Source organism: Streptomyces sp. NBC_01525 (assembly GCF_045040405.1).
GTDB classification, from domain to species: domain Bacteria; phylum Actinomycetota; class Actinomycetes; order Streptomycetales; family Streptomycetaceae; genus Streptomyces; species Streptomyces benahoarensis.
Map to the genome: position 1 here is coordinate 2,998,274 of NZ_CP109397.1, position 15,226 is coordinate 3,013,499.

Below are 15,226 nucleotides of genomic sequence, written 5' to 3' on the forward strand. Positions count from 1 at the left end.
CGACCCCTTACAGCTTCATCAGGCTGGCGTCGTCGACCGAGGCCGTATGACGGGTGCGGAAGATCGTCACGATGATCGCCAGCCCGACGACGACCTCGGCGGCGGCGACGACCATCGTGAAGAAGGCGATGATCTGGCCATCGAGGTTGCCGTGCAGGCGGGAGAAGGTGACGAAGGCGAGGTTGCAGGCGTTGAGCATCAGCTCGATGCACATGAACACCACGATGGCGTTCCGCCTGATCAGCACGCCGGCCGCGCCGATGGTGAACAGCAGGGCGGCGAGGTAGAGGTAGTGGACAGGGTTCATTTGCCGGCTTCCTCCTTCGGTGCCGCCGGTGTGGTGGTCGGGGCGGCCGGGGGCTCGGAGCCGCCGCGGCCGAGCCATTCCTGGGAGCGCTGTTCCAGGGCCTTCAGCTCGGCGAGGGATTCCCGGGAGACGTCGCGGATCTGGCCGCGCTCGCGGAGCGTCGGATTGACGGTCAGCTCGGACGGGGTGCCGTCGGGCAGCAGGCCCGGGATGTCGACGGCGTTGTGACGGGCGTAGACGCCGGGTGCGGGGAGGGGCGTGACTTGCTTTCCCTCGCGGACGCGGGTCAGGGACTGCTCCCGCTGGGACGAGGTGCGTTCGGTGCGTTCGCGGTGGGTGAGGACCATCGCGCCGACCGCGGCGGTGATGAGCAGGGCGCCGGTGACCTCGAAGGCGAAGACGTACTTGGTGAAGATGAGGGCGGCAAGCCCCTGGATGTTGCCCCCGGCGTTGGCGTCGCCGAGGCCGTTGAACTCCTTGAGGGAGGCGTTGCCGATACCGGCGATGAGGAGGATGCCGAAGCCGATCCCCAGGACGGCGGCGAGCCAGCGCTGACCCTTGAGCGTCTCCTTGAGGGAGTCGGCGGCGGTGACACCGACGAGCATCACGACGAAGAGGAAGAGCATCATGATCGCGCCGGTGTAGACGACGATCTGGACGACGCCGAGGAAGTAGGCGCCGTTGGCGAGGTAGAACACCGCCAGGACGATCATGGTGCCGGCGAGGGAGAGGGCGCTGTGGATGGCCCGCTTCATCAGGATCGTGGAGAGCGCGCCGACGACGGCGACGGTGCCGAGGATCCAGAATTGCACGGCCTCGCCGGTGGAGGCCGCGGCAGCGAGGGAGTTCATCGTTCGATCACCTCCGGGGCGGCCGGTTCGTTCTCCCCGGTGGTGTGGGCCGCTTCCTGCGGCATCTCGCCCTTGCTGTGGGAGGTCTGACGGACCGTGCCGGGGGCGGCCTCGGTGACGAGGCCCCTGTAGTAGTCCTTCTCCGTCATCCCGGGGAAGATCGCGTGCGGGGTGTCGACCATGGTGTCCTCCAGGCCCGCGAGCAGCTCCTCCTTGGTGTAGATGAGCGACTCGCGGGACCTGTCGGCCAGCTCGTACTCGTTCGTCATGGTCAGCGCGCGGGTCGGGCACGCCTCGATGCACAGGCCGCACAGGATGCAGCGCAGGTAGTTGATCTGGTAGACGCGGCCGTAACGCTCGCCCGGGGAGTAGCGCTCCTCTTCGGTGTTGTCGGCGCCCTCGACGTAGATGGCGTCGGCGGGACAGGCCCAGGCGCACAGCTCGCAGCCGATGCATTTCTCCAGGCCGTCCGGGTGGCGGTTGAGCTGATGGCGGCCGTGGAAGCGGGGCGCCGTCGGCTTCTTCTCCTCCGGGTACTGCTCGGTGAGCCGCTTCTTGAACATGGCCTTGAAGGTCACGCCGAAGCCGGCCACAGGGTTCTGGAACTCAGGCACCGTCGCCCCCCTTTCCATCGGATCCCTCTACGTCACTGACAGTGTCCACCCGGCCACTGACAATCAACTCGCGCTCCTGGCGCGGCCGTCGGCGTGGCACCGGCGGCACCTCCTGTCCGGGCAGCGGCGGGACGGGGAAACCGCCCGCCATCGGGTCGAAGGCGCCGTCCTCCGCGCCGTCCGGCTCCTTGCCGTCCGGTGCGGCGCCGCGCCGGAAGAAGTCGGCGACGAGGGAGATCAGCAGCAGGGCGACGGCGGCTCCGGCGACGTACAGGACGATCTGCTGGAAGTCGTGGCCCTCGTTCTTCAGGACGCGGACGGTGGCGACGAGCATCAGCCAGAGCAGCGAGACCGGGATGAGGACCTTCCAGCCCAGCTTCATGAACTGGTCGTAGCGGACCCGGGGCAGCGTGCCGCGCAGCCAGATGAAGAAGAACAGCAGCAGCTGGACCTTGAGCGTGAACCACAGCAGCGGCCACCAGCCGTGGTTGGCGCCCTCCCAGAACGTGGAGATCGGCCACGGGGCGCGCCAGCCGCCCAGGAAGAGGGTGATGGCGACGGCGGAGACGGTGACCATGTTGATGTACTCGGCGAGCATGAACATCGCGAACTTGATGGACGAGTACTCGGTGTTGAAGCCGCCGACGAGGTCGCCCTCGGACTCCGGCATGTCGAACGGCGCACGGTTGGTCTCACCGACCATCGCGACGATGTAGATGATGAAGGAGACCGGCAGCAGCAGGACGTACCAGCGGCTCTGCTGCGACTCCACGATCGTCGATGTCGACATCGAGCCGGAGTAGAGGAAGACCGCGGCGAACGACATGCCCATCGCGATCTCGTAGGAGATCATCTGCGCGCAGGAGCGGAGCCCGCCGAGCAGCGGATACGTCGAGCCGGACGACCAGCCGGCAAGGACGATGCCGTAGATGCCGACGGAGGCGGTCGCGAGGATGTAGAGGACGCCGATGGGCAGGTCGGTCAGCTGCATCGGGGTGCGGTGGCCGAAGATGGAGATCTCGTTGCCCGCGGGGCCGAAGGGAATCACCGCGATGGCCATGAACGCGGGGATGGCGGCGACGACGGGCGCGAGGACGTAGACCGCCTTGTCGGCGCGTTTGACGACCAGGTCCTCCTTGAGCATCAGCTTGATGCCGTCGGCGAGCGACTGGAGCATGCCCCACGGGCCGTGGCGGTTGGGGCCGATGCGCAGCTGCATCCAGGCGACGACCTTGCGCTCCCAGACGATGGAGAACAGCACGGTCAGCATCAGGAAGGCGAAGCAGAAGACCGCCTTGATGAGGATGAGCCACCACGGGTCGCGGCCGAACATCGACAGGTCTTCCTGCGCCAGCGCCGGGCCGCCGAGGGCGAGTTGCGGCATCATGCGTCCACCTCCTCGGCCGTCGCCGGGGCACCGGGGACGGCGGCGATCGTGACCAGTTCACCGGGGCGCGCGCCGGTGTCGGCCGCCACGCCACCGCCGGTGGAGTTCAGCGGCAGCCAGACGACCCGGTCGGGCATCGGCGTGATGTGCAGCGGCAGCCGGACGGTGCCCGACGGGCCGGTGACCGCCAGCAGATCGCCGGCGGCGACGCCGGTCTCCCGCGCGGTGGCGGCGGAGAGCCGCGCCTCGGCCGGGTGCCGGGTGCCGGCCAGCGCCTCGTCGCCGTCCTGAAGCTTCCCCTGGTCGAGCAGGAGGCGGTGCCCGGCGAGCACCGCCTCGCCCGGCTCGGGCCGGGGCGCCGGGCGGCCGGTCGCCAGCGGGTCGGCGGCGTACGGGCCGCGGCGCCCGCCGAAACGGTCCAGTTCCCGGCGGACGGCGTGCACGTCGGGCAGTCCCAGGGGCGTGCCGAGGGCGTCGGCGAGCATGTGGAGGACCCGGGCATCGGCCTGGAGGTGGCGCCGGGTCATCTGGTCCGGTTTGAGCGCCGCCTCGAACATCCGGGCCCGGCCCTCCCAGTTGAGGAAGGTGCCGGACTTCTCGACGACGGCGGCCACGGGGAGGACGACGTCGGCCCGGTCGGTGACGGCGGACGGCCGCAGCTCCAGGCTGACGAGGAAGCCGACGGCGTCGAGGGCGGCGGTGGCGCGGGCCGGGTCGGGCAGGTCGGCGACCTCGACGCCGCCGACGAGGAGGGCGCCCAACTCGCCGGTGGCGGCGGCCTCGACGATCTCGCCGGTGTCGCGGCCGTGACCGTGCGGCAGATCGGCGACGCCCCAGAGGGCGGCGGTCTCCTCGCGGGCCCGCGGGTCGGTGGCGGGGCGGCCGCCGGGCAGCAGCCCGGGCAGGGCGCCCGCCTCGACGGCGCCACGCTCCCCGGCGCGCCGCGGGATCCACACCAGGCGGGCGCCGGTGGCGGTGGCCAGGCGGACCGCGGCGGTCAGGGCGCCGGGCACGGTGGCGAGGCGTTCGCCGACGACGAGGACGGCACCGTCGGCCCGCAGCGCCTCGGCGGCCTCGCGCCCGTCGCCGTCGAGGCCGACGCCCCCGGCGAGCGCGTCGAGCCATTCGGCCTCGGTGCCGGGGGCGGCGGCCAGCAGCGTGCCGCCGGTCTTGATCAGGCCGCGGGTGGCGTACGGGGCGAGCCCGTAGGTGTGCTGACCGTGCTTGCGGTGCGCCTTGCGCAGCCGCAGGAAGACGCCGGGCGCCTCCTCCTCGGCCTCGATCCCGGCGAGGAGGACGGCGGGCGCCTTCTCCAGCGCGGTGTACGTGACGCCGCCACCGTCGAGATCTAGACCGCGCCCCGCGACGCGGGCGGCGAGGAAGTCGGCCTCCTCGGCGCTGTGCGCGCGGGCCCGGAAGTCGATGTCGTGGGTGCCGAGGACGGTACGGGCGAACTTGGCGTAGGCGTACGCGTCCTCGACGGTGAGGCGGCCGCCGGTCAGCACGCCGGTGCGGCCGTGGGCGGCGGCGAGACCGCGGGCGGCGGCGGCCAGCGCCTCGGGCCAGCTGGCCGGCTCCAGCTCACCGGTGTCGGCGTTGCGGACGAAGGGGCTCTCCAGCCGGTCGCGCTGCTGCGCGTACCGGAAGGCGAAGCGGCCCTTGTCGCAGATCCACTCCTCGTTGACCTCGGGATCGTCGGCGGCGAGACGGCGCATGACCTTGCCGCGGCGGTGGTCGGTGCGGGTGGCGCAGCCCCCGGCGCAGTGTTCGCACACGCTCGGCGACGACACGAGGTCGAAGGGGCGGGAGCGGAACCGGTAGGCGGCGGAGGTGAGGGCGCCGACCGGGCAGATCTGGATGGTGTTGCCGGAGAAGTACGAGACGAACGGGTCGCCGTCGCCGGTGCCGACCTGCTGGAGGGCGCCGCGCTCGATCAGCTCGATCATCGGGTCGCCGGCGATCTGGTTGCTGAAGCGGGTGCAGCGGGCGCACAGCACACAGCGTTCCCGGTCGAGGAGGACCTGCGTGGAGATCGCGACGGGCTTCTCGTACGTCCGCTTGCGGCCCTCGAAGCGGCTCTCCGGGGCGCCGACCTGCATGGCCTGGTTCTGCAGCGGGCACTCGCCGCCCTTGTCGCAGACCGGGCAGTCCAGCGGGTGGTTGATGAGCAGCAGCTCCATGACGCCGCGCTGGGCCTTCTCGGCGACCGGCGAGGTGAGCTGCGTCTTGACGACCATGCCCTCGGTGCAGGTGATGGTGCAGGAGACCATCGGTTTGCGCTGGCCCTCGACCTCGACGATGCACTGGCGGCAGGCGCCCGCCGGATCGAGCAGCGGGTGGTCGCAGAAGCGCGGGATCTCGATGCCGAGGAGTTCGGCGGCGCGGATGACCAGGGTCCCCTTGGGGACGGAGAGCTGTACGCCGTCGATCGTCAGCGTGACGAGGTCCTCGGGCGGTTTCGCCGCCTCGCCGCCCCCGTTGTGGGGGGCATTCGTGGTGACGGTCATGCGTTCACCCCCAGGTGAGCGTCGTTGTCGGCCCAGGCGGTCGACCTGGCGGGATCGAAGGGGCAGCCCCTGCCGGAGAGGTGCTGCTCGTACTCCTCGCGGAAGTACTTGAGGGAGGAGAAGATCGGCGAGGCGGCGCCGTCGCCGAGGGCACAGAACGACTTGCCGTTGATGTTGTCGGCGATGTCGTTGAGCTTGTCGAGGTCGCCGGGGCGGCCCTTGCCCGCCTCGATGTCGCGGAGCAGCTGGACGAGCCAGTAGGTGCCCTCGCGGCAGGGGGTGCACTTGCCGCAGGACTCGTGGGCGTAGAACTCCGTCCAGCGGGTGACGGCCCGGACGACGCAGGTGGTCTCGTCGAAGCACTGGAGGGCCTTGGTGCCGAGCATCGATCCGGCGGCACCGACGCCCTCGTAGTCGAGGGGGACGTCGAGGTGTTCCTCGGTGAACATCGGGGTGGAGGAGCCGCCGGGGGTCCAGAACTTCAGGCGGTGGCCGGGGCGCATACCGCCGCTCATGTCGAGGAGCTGACGCAGCGTGATGCCGAGGGGCGCCTCGTACTGGCCGGGGCTCGCGACATGGCCGCTGAGGGAGTAGAGCGTGAAGCCGGGCGACTTCTCGCTGCCCATCGAGCGGAACCAGTCCTTGCCGCGGTGGATGAGGGCGGGAACCGACGCGATGGACTCGACGTTGTTCACGACGGTGGGGCAGGCGTACAGGCCCTCCACCGCGGGGAAGGGAGGACGCAGCCGGGGCTGTCCGCGACGGCCCTCCAGCGAGTCGAGCAGCGCGGTTTCCTCACCGCAGATGTACGCCCCGGCGCCGGCGTGCACGACGACGTCCAGGTCGAGGCCGGAGCCGAGGATGTCCTTGCCGAGGAAGCCCGCCGCGTACGCCTCGCGCACCGCCTCGTGCAGGCGGCGGAGGACGGGGACGACCTCGCCGCGCAGATAGATGAAGGCGTGGTGCGAGCGGATCGCGTGACAGGCGATCACGATGCCCTCGATGAGGGAGTGCGGGTTGGCGAAGAGGAGGGGGATGTCCTTGCAGGTGCCCGGTTCGGATTCGTCGGCGTTGACGACGAGGTAGTGCGGTTTGCCGTCGCCCTGCGGGATGAACTGCCATTTCATGCCGGTGGGAAATCCGGCGCCGCCGCGTCCGCGGAGCCCGGCGTCCTTGACGTAGGCGATGACGTCGTCGGGCGCCATGGCGAGGGCCTTGCGGAGCCCCGCGTAGCCGTCGTGGCGGCGGTAGGTGTCCAGGGTCCAGGAGCCGGGCTGGTCCCAGAAGGCGGACAGCACCGGCGCGAGGATCTTCTGCGGGCTGGTTTCGTCGACCTCGGCTGCCACCGTCATCACTTCCCCTCCTCGGCTTCGGGCCCGGCCGGGTGCTGCTCGTCGGAGGCCGAGGTCCTCCGGGGTGCGTCGTGGGAGCTGGGGTGCGTGGGGGGCGCCTGCTCCCCGGGGGCGCCCGAGGGCGGTTCGCCGGGGGGCGGTTCGCCAGTGTGGTCGTCCCCGTCGGCGGTGGCGCGCGGGGCGATGACGTGGTCGGCGCCGCGGCCCGGTGCCGTCTCGCCCTTCGCGAGGCGGAGCCCGACGAGGGAGGCGGGCCCGGCGCCGCCGGTGGCCTCGACGGCGCCGGGGCGCGCATCGGGGAAACCGGCGAGGATCCGGGAGGTCTCCTTGAAGGTGCAGAGCGGGGCGCCGCGGGTGGGTTCGACGGTGCGTCCGGCGCGCAGGTCGTCGACGAGGCGCTTGGCGGACTGCGGGGTCTGGTTGTCGAAGAACTCCCAGTTCACCATCACGACGGGCGCGTAGTCGCAGGCGGCGTTGCACTCGATGTGTTCGAGGGTGACGGCGCCGTCCTCGGTGGTCTCGCCGTTGCCGATGCCGAGGTGTTCCTGGAGCTGCTCGAAGATGGCATCGCCGCCCATCACCGCGCAGAGGGTGTTGGTGCAGACGCCGACCTGGTAGTCGCCGCCGTCCGTGCGCCGGTACATGGAGTAGAAGGTGACGACGCCGGTGACCTCGGCGGTGGTCAGCCCGAGCCGGTCGGCGCAGAAGCGCATGCCGGTGCGGGTGACGTGCCCCTCCTCGGCCTGGACGAGGTGGAGCAGCGGCAGCAGCGCCGAGCGGGAGTCGGGGTAGCGGGCGATCACCTCCGCGGCGTCGGCCTCCAGCCGGGCGCGGACGTCGTCCGGGTAGTCGGGGGCGGGGAGCGAGGGCATGCCCAGGCTCGTCGCAGTGTTCTCGGTCACCGGTCGACGCCTCCCATCACGGGGTCGATGGATGCGACGGCGACGATGACGTCGGCGACCTGGCCGCCTTCGCACATGGCCGCCATGGCCTGCAGGTTGGTGAAGGACGGGTCGCGGAAGTGCACGCGGTAGGGGCGGGTGCCGCCGTCGCTGACGACGTGCACGCCCAGTTCGCCCTTGGGGGATTCCACGGCGGTGTACGCCTGGCCCGGGGGGACCCGGAAGCCCTCGGTGACCAGCTTGAAGTGGTGGATGAGGGCTTCCATCGAGGTGCCCATGATCTTCTTGATGTGGTCGAGGCTGTTGCCGAGACCGTCGGGCCCGAGGGCGAGCTGCGCGGGCCAGGCGATCTTCTTGTCGGCGACCATGACGGGCCCGGGCTCCAGCCGGTCCAGGCACTGTTCGACGATCCGCAGCGACTGGCGCATCTCCTCCAGCCGGATCAGGAAGCGGCCGTAGGCGTCGCAGGTGTCGGCGGTCGGCACCTCGAAGTCGTAGGTCTCGTAACCGCAGTACGGCTGGGTCTTGCGCAGATCGTGCGGGAGGCCGGCGGCGCGGAGGATGGGGCCGGTGGCGCCGGTGGCCAGGCAGCCGGCCAGGTCGAGGTAGCCGATGCCCTCCATGCGGCCCTTGAACACGGGGTTGCCGCTGGCGAGTTTGTCGTACTCGGGGAGGTTCTTGCGCATCTTCTTGATGAAGGCGCGGACCTGGTCGACGGCGCCGGGCGGGAGGTCCTGGGCGAGGCCGCCGGGGCGGATGTACGCGTGGTTCATCCGCAGGCCGGTGATCAACTCGTAGAGGTCGAGGATGAGTTCCCGGTCGCGGAAGCCGTAGATCATGATGGTGGTGGCGCCCAGCTCCATGCCGCCGGTGGCGATGGCCACGAGGTGGGAGGAGAGCCGGTTCAGCTCCATGAGCATGACGCGGAGGACAGTGGCCCGGTCGGGGATCTGCTCGGTGATGCCGAGGAGCTTCTCCACCGCGAGGCAGTACGCCGTCTCGTTGAAGAACGGCGTGAGGTAGTCCATGCGCGTGACGAACGTCGTGCCCTGGGTCCAGTTCCGGTATTCGAGGTTCTTCTCGATACCGGTGTGGAGGTAGCCGATACCGCAGCGCGCCTCGGTGACGGTCTCGCCGTCGATCTCCAGGATGAGCCGCAGCACGCCGTGCGTGGAGGGGTGCTGGGGGCCCATGTTGACGATGATGCGTTCGTCGTCGGACGCTGCCGCGGCCGTCGCGATCTCGTCCCAGTCGCCGCCGGTGACGGTGTAGACGGCGCCCTCGGTCGTCTCGCGCGGCCCGGGGGCGGCGGACGCGGCGGCGGGGGAAGGGGAAGGAGTCATCAGCTGTACGACCTCCGCTGGTCGGGAGCCGGGATCTGGGCGCCCTTGTACTCGACGGGGATGCCGCCGAGCGGGTAGTCCTTGCGCTGCGGGAAGCCCTGCCAGTCGTCGGGCATCATGATCCGGGTGAGCGCCGGATGGCCGTCGAAGATCAGGCCGAAGAAGTCGTACGCCTCGCGCTCGTGCCAGTCGTTGGTCGGGTAGACGTCGACGACCGACGGGATGTGCGGGTCGGCGTCGGGGGCCGAGACCTCCAGCCGGATCAGCCGGTTGTGGGTGAGCGAGCGCAGGTGGTAGACGGCGTGCAGCTCGCGGCCCTTGTCGTCGGGGAAGTGGACGGCGCTGACGCCGGTGCACAGCTCGAAGCGGAGCGCGGGGTCGTCGCGGAGCGTGCGGGCGACGGCCGGGAGGTACTCCCGCTCGATGTGGAAGGTCAGCTCGTCGCGGTCGACGACGGTCTTGTCGATGACGGCGGTGGGGACCAGGTCCTGTTCCTCCAGGGCGCCCTCCAGCTCGTCGGCGACCTCGTCGAACCAGCCGCCGTAGGGCCGGGCGCTCGCGCCGGGCAGCCGTACGGTGCGGACGAGGCCGCCGTAGCCGGAGGTGTCGCCGCCGGCGGCGGGGCCGAACATGCCGCGGCGGGTGGCGATGAGGTCGCCGGTGTCGTCGCGCTGCGCCGGGACGTTCTGGCCGGGCGCGTTGGGGTCGTCCTGCTCGCTCACCGCAGCAGTCCCTTCATCTCGATCGTCGGGAGCGCTTTGAGCGCGGCTTCCTCCGCCTCGCGGGCCGCCTGCCGCTGATTGACGCCGAGCTTGGTCTCCTGGATCTTCTGGTGCAGCTTGAGGATGGAATCCAGCAGCATCTCGGGGCGCGGCGGGCATCCCGGCAAATAGATGTCAACAGGAACAATGTGGTCGACACCCTGAACAATGGCGTAGTTGTTGAACATCCCGCCCGATGATGCGCAAACCCCCATGGAAATCACCCACTTCGGATCCGGCATCTGGTCGTAGACCTGCCGCAGCACCGGCGCCATCTTCTGACTGACCCGCCCGGCCACGATCATCAGATCGGCCTGGCGCGGTGAGCCGCGGAAGACCTCCATGCCGAAGCGGGCGAGGTCGTAGCGCCCGGCGCCGGTCGTCATCATCTCGATGGCGCAGCAGGCGAGCCCGAAGGTGGCGGGGAAGACGGAGGATTTGCGTACCCAGCCCGCGGCCTGTTCGACGGTGGTCAGCAGAAAGCCGCTGGGCAGCTTCTCTTCAAGTCCCATGGGTGACCCCTAGTCCCATTCCAGGCCGCCGCGACGCCATACATAGGCGTAGGCGACGAAGACGGTGAGCGCGAAGAGGAGCATCTCGACGAGCCCGAACAGCCCCAGGGCATCGAAGGTGATGGCCCAGGGGTAGAGGAAGACGATCTCGATGTCGAAGACGATGAAGAGCATCGCCGTCAGGTAGTACTTGATCGGGAAGCGACCGCCGCCGGCCGGCTGCGGGGTCGGCTCGATTCCGCATTCGTACGCTTCGAGCTTGGCCCGGTTGTAGCGCCTGGGTCCGACGAGCGTGGCCATCACGACGGAGAAGATCGCAAAGCCTGCCCCGAGGGCTCCCAGTACGAGGATGGGCGCATAGGCGTTCACCGTCCTCGCTCCCTTCAGTCGACGATGACTGGATGGCGGTCCGCCCGGGCTCGCCCCACAGAGATCGTGCGCATGTGAGGCAGTTCACAAGCCCGGACCGCCTGCATCTTATGCCCGTCATCCTGTGATCTGCGACACGGGGTACGTCAACGCCTTTGTGATCTCCACCACCTGACGAAGGATCATGAAGTCGGATGAGCGGTGATCTACACACGTGAAGCGCGCGAGTGATCACGAGAGGTGACATTCATACGAGTTACCGCTGGTCAAAGCGGCTGAGTCACTATCAAGACGGTGACTGCACAAGCAAATTGGCGCTGGACACCCTCAACTGCTATAAGCCGCACGGCCGGTGATGTGACCGTCCCGTGATCCGCTCGTGATGGCCCGTACGTGCACGCCTTCACGAGCGCCGGGGTGCGGACGGATCACGGGAACATAACGGGCACTCGCGAGTGAGCTATCCCACGCGGTTTCGCGCCATAACTCCTTGACCTCCGGGAAGCCTTGGCGTGGCGCCCGCAGAGGTGATAGGCGCCTCCGCGCACCCACATCGGCTGCAAAAGCCGTGCGTAGGTGCATGATCGCGATTTTCGGACACCGTTCGAGTGGCACTACGAGTGGCAATAAGTCCCTTTCATTCATCATGTGCGCGTCAAGTGTGGCGCAGGCCACCTTTGTTGGCAGCAACCTGTGACTCTTGATAGCCGTGGTGCCATGTCCCCGAACGCACTCATACCCAGCCACCGGAAGCCCCGCCGTTCCGCGTCCTCGCGGGCCCTGCGTGCGGGCGTGACCGGTGGTTTCCTCACCCTCGCGGTGGCCGGCGCCACCGTTCCGGCCAACGCCGCCGACAAGCCGGTGGCCGAGACGCAGGAGCTGCCGACCATCACGACGGCGCTCACCGCCGACCTCGCCGAGAGCGCCGACACCGCCCAGCAGGTCGCGGAGTCCTACGAGCGTCAGGCCGCGCAGGACAAGGCGGTGTCGTCCGCCGCCAAGGCCGCGAAGAAGGACAAGGCCGAGGCCGAGCAGAAGGCCGCCGAGGCCAAGAAGAAGGCGGCGGAGGCGAAGAAGAAGGCCGCCGAGGCCGTGCAGGCGCGGGCCTCCCGCTCCGCCGACCGCACCAGCCTGACGGGCGGTGACTCCTCGGGCTCCGGCTCCACCGACTCCACACCGTCCACCGGTGCCACCGGTTCCACCGCCACGCTGCTCTCCTTCCTCCGCGCCCAGGTCGGCAAGGCGTACGTCATGGGCGCCACCGGCCCCTCCGCGTACGACTGCTCCGGCCTCACCCAGGCCGCGTTCCGGCAGATCGGCATCGAGCTGCCGCGCGTCTCGCAGTCGCAGTCGACCGCCGGTACCCAGGTCGGCCTGAGCAACCTCCAGGTCGGCGACATCCTCTACTGGGGCGGCGCGGGCAGCGCCTACCACGTGGGTGTCTACGTCGGGAACGGCAACTTCATCGGCGCGCAGAACTCCAGCACCGGCGTGGTCGAGCGTCCGCTCAGCTACGACCAGCCCACCGGTGCCGTCCGCGTCCTCTGAGACCGGCACCCCCCACGGAGCACGACCCGTCCGCGACGCGCCCCGGCGCCCACTCCCGCCCGTACACCGTCGTGCCTCTCCCTGACGGGCCGACCGCTCCGTAACGCGCCTGGCTTGGGCCGCTCCTCCCACCGCTCGGGAGGGGCGGCCCTTGGCGTGCGGTGAAGGCCGTACGCGGCGGCGCACCGGAGTCCCTCAGGCGCGCGCGGGCGGCCGGTTCGCGCCGCGGGCCGCCGGGTTCCGGTCGCGTTCCACCCCATCGGTACGTCGGCAGACACCGGCGGCCCGCGCGGACCGTTGCGCCTCTCGCCACCCGCCGCACCCCGCCACCCGGGCACCGTGCGGCGCCCGCCGAGAGGACACCGCACTCCGATGACCGCACTCCGCCCCCTCACCCGGGCCCTGACCGGCGCGGCCCTGGCCGCCGCGCTCGGTCTGGGCGCCGCCCACCCGGCCGCGGCCGGTCCCGTCACGCCGCGCACCACCGTCGTCAGCAACGACGCGCTCCACCGCACCGCCCCCGGCGGCGGCTGGAATCAGGACGGCCTCCACCTCGACGCCGCCGACAACGCGGCGGTCGACGCGTACGCCGCCCGCGCCCGCACGGCCGAACGCTCCATCAGCCCGCAGATCCGGGCCGCCGCCCGGCTCAGCCACGCCGAACTGGTCGGCTTCGACCAGCGGCTGAAGTCCCCGGACTCGCTCAAGCGCAAGGTCGCCACCTGGATGGGCGAGGAGCGCGGCCGTACCGTCGGCCAGTCCCTCTCCCGGATCAACGACGCGGTGCGCTTCACCCTTCAGTGGCCCGGGAAGCGGTACACCGCGGGCGTCACCGCCGCCTCCGCGCTGCTGTCCTCCTGGGGCAACGACAGCACCAAGTGGTCCAACACCTGGCAGCGGCGGACCGGCTACAAGGCCGTCAACTCCGGCTGGCGCGCGCCCCGCTCCGGCCAGCTCTTCGAGGTGCAGTTCCACACCCCCGAGAGCAAGGCCGCCCAACTGGAGACCCACAAGTTGTACGAGGAGCAGCGGCTGCCCGGCACCTCGCCCGAGCGGGCGCGAGAACTCCAGGAGCAGCAGAACGCCCTCTTCGCCGCCGTCCCCGTCCCGCCCGGCGCCGACCGCCTGACGGCCCCGGAGCCCCGCCGCCGCGCCCCGGCCACCGTTCCGGCCACCGTCTGACGGACGACAGCGGCGGGACGGCGGGCGCACCCGGGGCGGACCGGGCGCGTCCGCCGTCCCGCCGCCCGTTCGGCCCACCCGTGCCCCTCCCCCGCGCCGCTCCGCGTGCGCTCCGGGCGTGCCTCGGCTGACATGGCACCAGAAGCGGGCCCGGCGCACCCCAGGTGTGCGGGGTCCGGGAGCCCGTCCGGGCGCTTCCCCACGCCGTCCCAGGAGGACCCGTATGTGCCGCGCCGCGCGCACCCTGGCCGCATCCGCGCTCGGCGCGGCCGCCGTCGCCCTCACCGCCCCGGCGGCCTCGGCCACGCCCGCGCGGACCCTGTCCGCGTCCGCCGTCATATCCGGGGCGGCCGCGTCCGCCGACGGACCGTCCGCCTCCGTCAGCCCGGCGACCGTACTCCGCGGCCGGCCCGTCACCGTGGCCGTGACCTGCGCGATACGCGACGAGGAGCGGATGCCGCGGAACATCAGCGGCGAGGGGCGGGTGCTGCGGGACGGCACCGTCACCCTGGATCGCCAGGGAAACACCGGCACCTACCGGGGCGCGGCACAGACCGCGCCCCGGGTGCCGCTGGGCCTCGGGCCGATCGACGAGGCCACCGCCGCGCGGGCCGACGCGCGGGCCGCCTGGGCGATCGAGGGCGTCTGCCCCGACAGCGCCCCCTGGAGCGTCACCGTGCGGACCACCGTCGCGGGCGGCGACCCGGCGCACGGCCCGTCCCGCGCGCCGTCCGCCGCGCCGCACACCACCCCGTCCGGCCCGCCCGCCGGGAACGCCCCGGCGCCCGGCACCGCGCCGCGGCCCGGCGGCCCGCACCGTGAACTCCCGCGTCCCGAGGGCCCGTACGCGAAGAGGCCGGGCCCCGACGGCCCGGCCTCCGGAGGCCCGCACACGGCGCGCCCCGACACCTCACACCCCGGCGCCCCGCACGGCCCGGTCGCCGCCGGTGGCGGCGGTGCGGCGGAGAACCGCCCCACGACCGAGGTCCGCTTCGCGGAGCTGGCGCGGATCACCGCCGGGGACCGGAGCGCCGCCACCCTGCTCGCGGCGGGCGGCGCCGTCCTCGCGGCGACCGCGGCCGGCGGATATCTGCTGGCCGGCCGCCGGGAGCGCCGCGCGCAGCGGCGCCCCGCCGACGAGGCCGCGCGCCCCTGACGGACCGTCCCCGGGCGCCGCGGTCCGGCTCACGGGGCGCTCCCCGGCACCGGGCCCGGACTCACGGTGCGCTGCCCGCGCCCTGCCGGTTCCGTTCGTACGTGCTGTGCATCGCGCAGCGGCGGAGCACGGCGGCGAGCTGCCGCGCCACGTCCGGGGCGCAGCGCCCCAACTCCACCAGCGGCCGGGGGTCCTCCCCGGCGACCGACGCGGCGTCGAGCCGCAGGGTGGGCAGGACGACACCGACCCCCAGCAGCGCGGCCCGCAGCTCGTCGCGCGCTCCCTCGGCATCCCTGATCATCGACTCCAACTCCATGACCTCACACTCAACGGGCGAATGAATCCCCTCCGTACTCCCCCCGGCCGCGCGGACCATGCGTGACCTGCTCGGAAGAGGGCGTTCTCGGGGTGAGGCGTACCCGGTGAGGTGACGTG

The 15,226-nt window shown here is 71.4% G+C and carries 15 protein-coding genes; 3 read left to right on the plus strand and 12 right to left on the minus strand.

Annotated elements, in window-relative coordinates; all coding sequences use genetic code 11:
- Positions 1-7: 7 nt before the first annotated feature.
- From nuoK to OG422_RS13360, 11 genes are read right to left on the minus strand one after another with little or no spacing between them, the layout of a single operon-like run.
- Entirely contained in the window at positions 8-307 is a 300-nt protein-coding gene (gene nuoK / locus OG422_RS13310; protein ID WP_143940879.1) for an NADH-quinone oxidoreductase subunit NuoK, read from the minus strand.
- On the minus strand, positions 304-1,158 hold the full coding sequence (locus OG422_RS13315; protein ID WP_405742914.1) for an NADH-quinone oxidoreductase subunit J: 855 nt from the start codon (positions 1,156-1,158) through the stop codon (positions 304-306). The genes nuoK and OG422_RS13315 overlap by 4 nt, the downstream gene beginning before the upstream one ends.
- A complete protein-coding gene (nuoI, locus tag OG422_RS13320; RefSeq protein ID WP_405742916.1) occupies positions 1,155-1,772 on the minus strand; it encodes an NADH-quinone oxidoreductase subunit NuoI in 618 nt (205 codons plus the stop codon). Before nuoI ends, OG422_RS13315 begins: the two co-directional genes overlap by 4 nt.
- Positions 1,765-3,159 carry an NADH-quinone oxidoreductase subunit NuoH gene (gene nuoH, locus OG422_RS13325; RefSeq protein WP_405742918.1) on the minus strand — a complete coding sequence of 465 codons (1,395 nt, stop codon included), beginning with the start codon at positions 3,157-3,159 and terminating at the stop codon, positions 1,765-1,767. Before nuoH ends, nuoI begins: the two co-directional genes overlap by 8 nt.
- Positions 3,156-5,666, minus strand: coding sequence for an NADH-quinone oxidoreductase subunit G (locus OG422_RS13330; protein ID WP_405742920.1), 2,511 nt, complete (start codon positions 5,664-5,666; stop codon positions 3,156-3,158). Before OG422_RS13330 ends, nuoH begins: the two co-directional genes overlap by 4 nt.
- Complete coding sequence (gene nuoF / locus OG422_RS13335; protein WP_405742922.1) at positions 5,663-7,018, minus strand: NADH-quinone oxidoreductase subunit NuoF; 1,356 nt, start codon at positions 7,016-7,018, stop codon at positions 5,663-5,665. Before nuoF ends, OG422_RS13330 begins: the two co-directional genes overlap by 4 nt.
- Positions 7,018-7,890, minus strand: coding sequence for an NADH-quinone oxidoreductase subunit NuoE (nuoE, locus tag OG422_RS13340; RefSeq protein WP_405747772.1), 873 nt, complete (start codon positions 7,888-7,890; stop codon positions 7,018-7,020). The genes nuoF and nuoE overlap by 1 nt, the downstream gene beginning before the upstream one ends.
- A 26-nt stretch (positions 7,891-7,916) precedes the next feature.
- On the minus strand, positions 7,917-9,263 hold the full coding sequence (locus tag OG422_RS13345) for an NADH-quinone oxidoreductase subunit D (protein WP_143940873.1): 1,347 nt from the start codon (positions 9,261-9,263) through the stop codon (positions 7,917-7,919).
- Positions 9,263-9,985 (minus strand): NADH-quinone oxidoreductase subunit C, encoded by a 723-nt coding sequence (locus OG422_RS13350; RefSeq protein WP_143940872.1) that lies wholly within the window; start codon positions 9,983-9,985, stop codon positions 9,263-9,265. The genes OG422_RS13345 and OG422_RS13350 overlap by 1 nt, the downstream gene beginning before the upstream one ends.
- Positions 9,982-10,536, minus strand: coding sequence for an NADH-quinone oxidoreductase subunit B family protein (locus OG422_RS13355; protein WP_143940871.1), 555 nt, complete (start codon positions 10,534-10,536; stop codon positions 9,982-9,984). The genes OG422_RS13350 and OG422_RS13355 overlap by 4 nt, the downstream gene beginning before the upstream one ends.
- Before the next feature lie 9 nt (positions 10,537-10,545).
- Positions 10,546-10,905, minus strand: coding sequence for an NADH-quinone oxidoreductase subunit A (locus tag OG422_RS13360; protein WP_143940870.1), 360 nt, complete (start codon positions 10,903-10,905; stop codon positions 10,546-10,548).
- A gap of 717 nt (positions 10,906-11,622) precedes the next feature.
- Between OG422_RS13360 and OG422_RS13365 the strand changes: the two genes are divergently transcribed.
- The 3 genes from OG422_RS13365 (at position 11,623) to OG422_RS13375 (ending at position 14,791) form a co-directional block, all read left to right on the plus strand.
- On the plus strand, positions 11,623-12,453 hold the full coding sequence (locus OG422_RS13365; RefSeq protein WP_143940869.1) for a C40 family peptidase: 831 nt from the start codon (positions 11,623-11,625) through the stop codon (positions 12,451-12,453).
- A gap of 372 nt (positions 12,454-12,825) precedes the next feature.
- Positions 12,826-13,635, plus strand: coding sequence for an ATP nucleotide 3'-pyrophosphokinase (locus OG422_RS13370; RefSeq protein WP_405742925.1), 810 nt, complete (start codon positions 12,826-12,828; stop codon positions 13,633-13,635).
- Positions 13,636-13,858: 223 nt separating this feature from the next.
- Positions 13,859-14,791 carry a hypothetical protein gene (locus OG422_RS13375; RefSeq protein ID WP_405742927.1) on the plus strand — a complete coding sequence of 311 codons (933 nt, stop codon included), beginning with the start codon at positions 13,859-13,861 and terminating at the stop codon, positions 14,789-14,791.
- A 61-nt stretch (positions 14,792-14,852) separates the two neighbouring features.
- Here the strand turns inward: OG422_RS13375 and OG422_RS13380 are convergent, their stop codons facing one another.
- Positions 14,853-15,107, minus strand: coding sequence for a hypothetical protein (locus tag OG422_RS13380; protein WP_143943368.1), 255 nt, complete (start codon positions 15,105-15,107; stop codon positions 14,853-14,855).
- Between the last annotated feature and the right edge of the window lie 119 nt (positions 15,108-15,226).

What these genes read in the sequence shown, in the direction of transcription:
- OG422_RS13375 (WP_405742927.1), top strand. Translation starts at nt 13,859, where the DNA reads ATGTGCCGCGCCGCGCGCACCCTGGCCGCATCCGCGCTCGGCGCGGCC.
- nuoH (WP_405742918.1), bottom strand. Translation starts at nt 3,159, where the DNA reads ATGATGCCGCAACTCGCCCTCGGCGGCCCGGCGCTGGCGCAGGAAGAC.
- OG422_RS13330 (WP_405742920.1), bottom strand. Translation starts at nt 5,666, where the DNA reads ATGACCGTCACCACGAATGCCCCCCACAACGGGGGCGGCGAGGCGGCG.
- nuoK (WP_143940879.1), bottom strand. Translation starts at nt 307, where the DNA reads ATGAACCCTGTCCACTACCTCTACCTCGCCGCCCTGCTGTTCACCATC.
- nuoF (WP_405742922.1), bottom strand. Translation starts at nt 7,018, where the DNA reads ATGACGGTGGCAGCCGAGGTCGACGAAACCAGCCCGCAGAAGATCCTC.
- OG422_RS13380 (WP_143943368.1), bottom strand. Translation starts at nt 15,107, where the DNA reads ATGGAGTTGGAGTCGATGATCAGGGATGCCGAGGGAGCGCGCGACGAG.
- nuoE (WP_405747772.1), bottom strand. Translation starts at nt 7,890, where the DNA reads ATGCCCTCGCTCCCCGCCCCCGACTACCCGGACGACGTCCGCGCCCGG.
- OG422_RS13365 (WP_143940869.1), top strand. Translation starts at nt 11,623, where the DNA reads ATGTCCCCGAACGCACTCATACCCAGCCACCGGAAGCCCCGCCGTTCC.
- OG422_RS13355 (WP_143940871.1), bottom strand. Translation starts at nt 10,536, where the DNA reads ATGGGACTTGAAGAGAAGCTGCCCAGCGGCTTTCTGCTGACCACCGTC.
- OG422_RS13315 (WP_405742914.1), bottom strand. Translation starts at nt 1,158, where the DNA reads ATGAACTCCCTCGCTGCCGCGGCCTCCACCGGCGAGGCCGTGCAATTC.
- OG422_RS13370 (WP_405742925.1), top strand. Translation starts at nt 12,826, where the DNA reads ATGACCGCACTCCGCCCCCTCACCCGGGCCCTGACCGGCGCGGCCCTG.
- OG422_RS13345 (WP_143940873.1), bottom strand. Translation starts at nt 9,263, where the DNA reads ATGACTCCTTCCCCTTCCCCCGCCGCCGCGTCCGCCGCCCCCGGGCCG.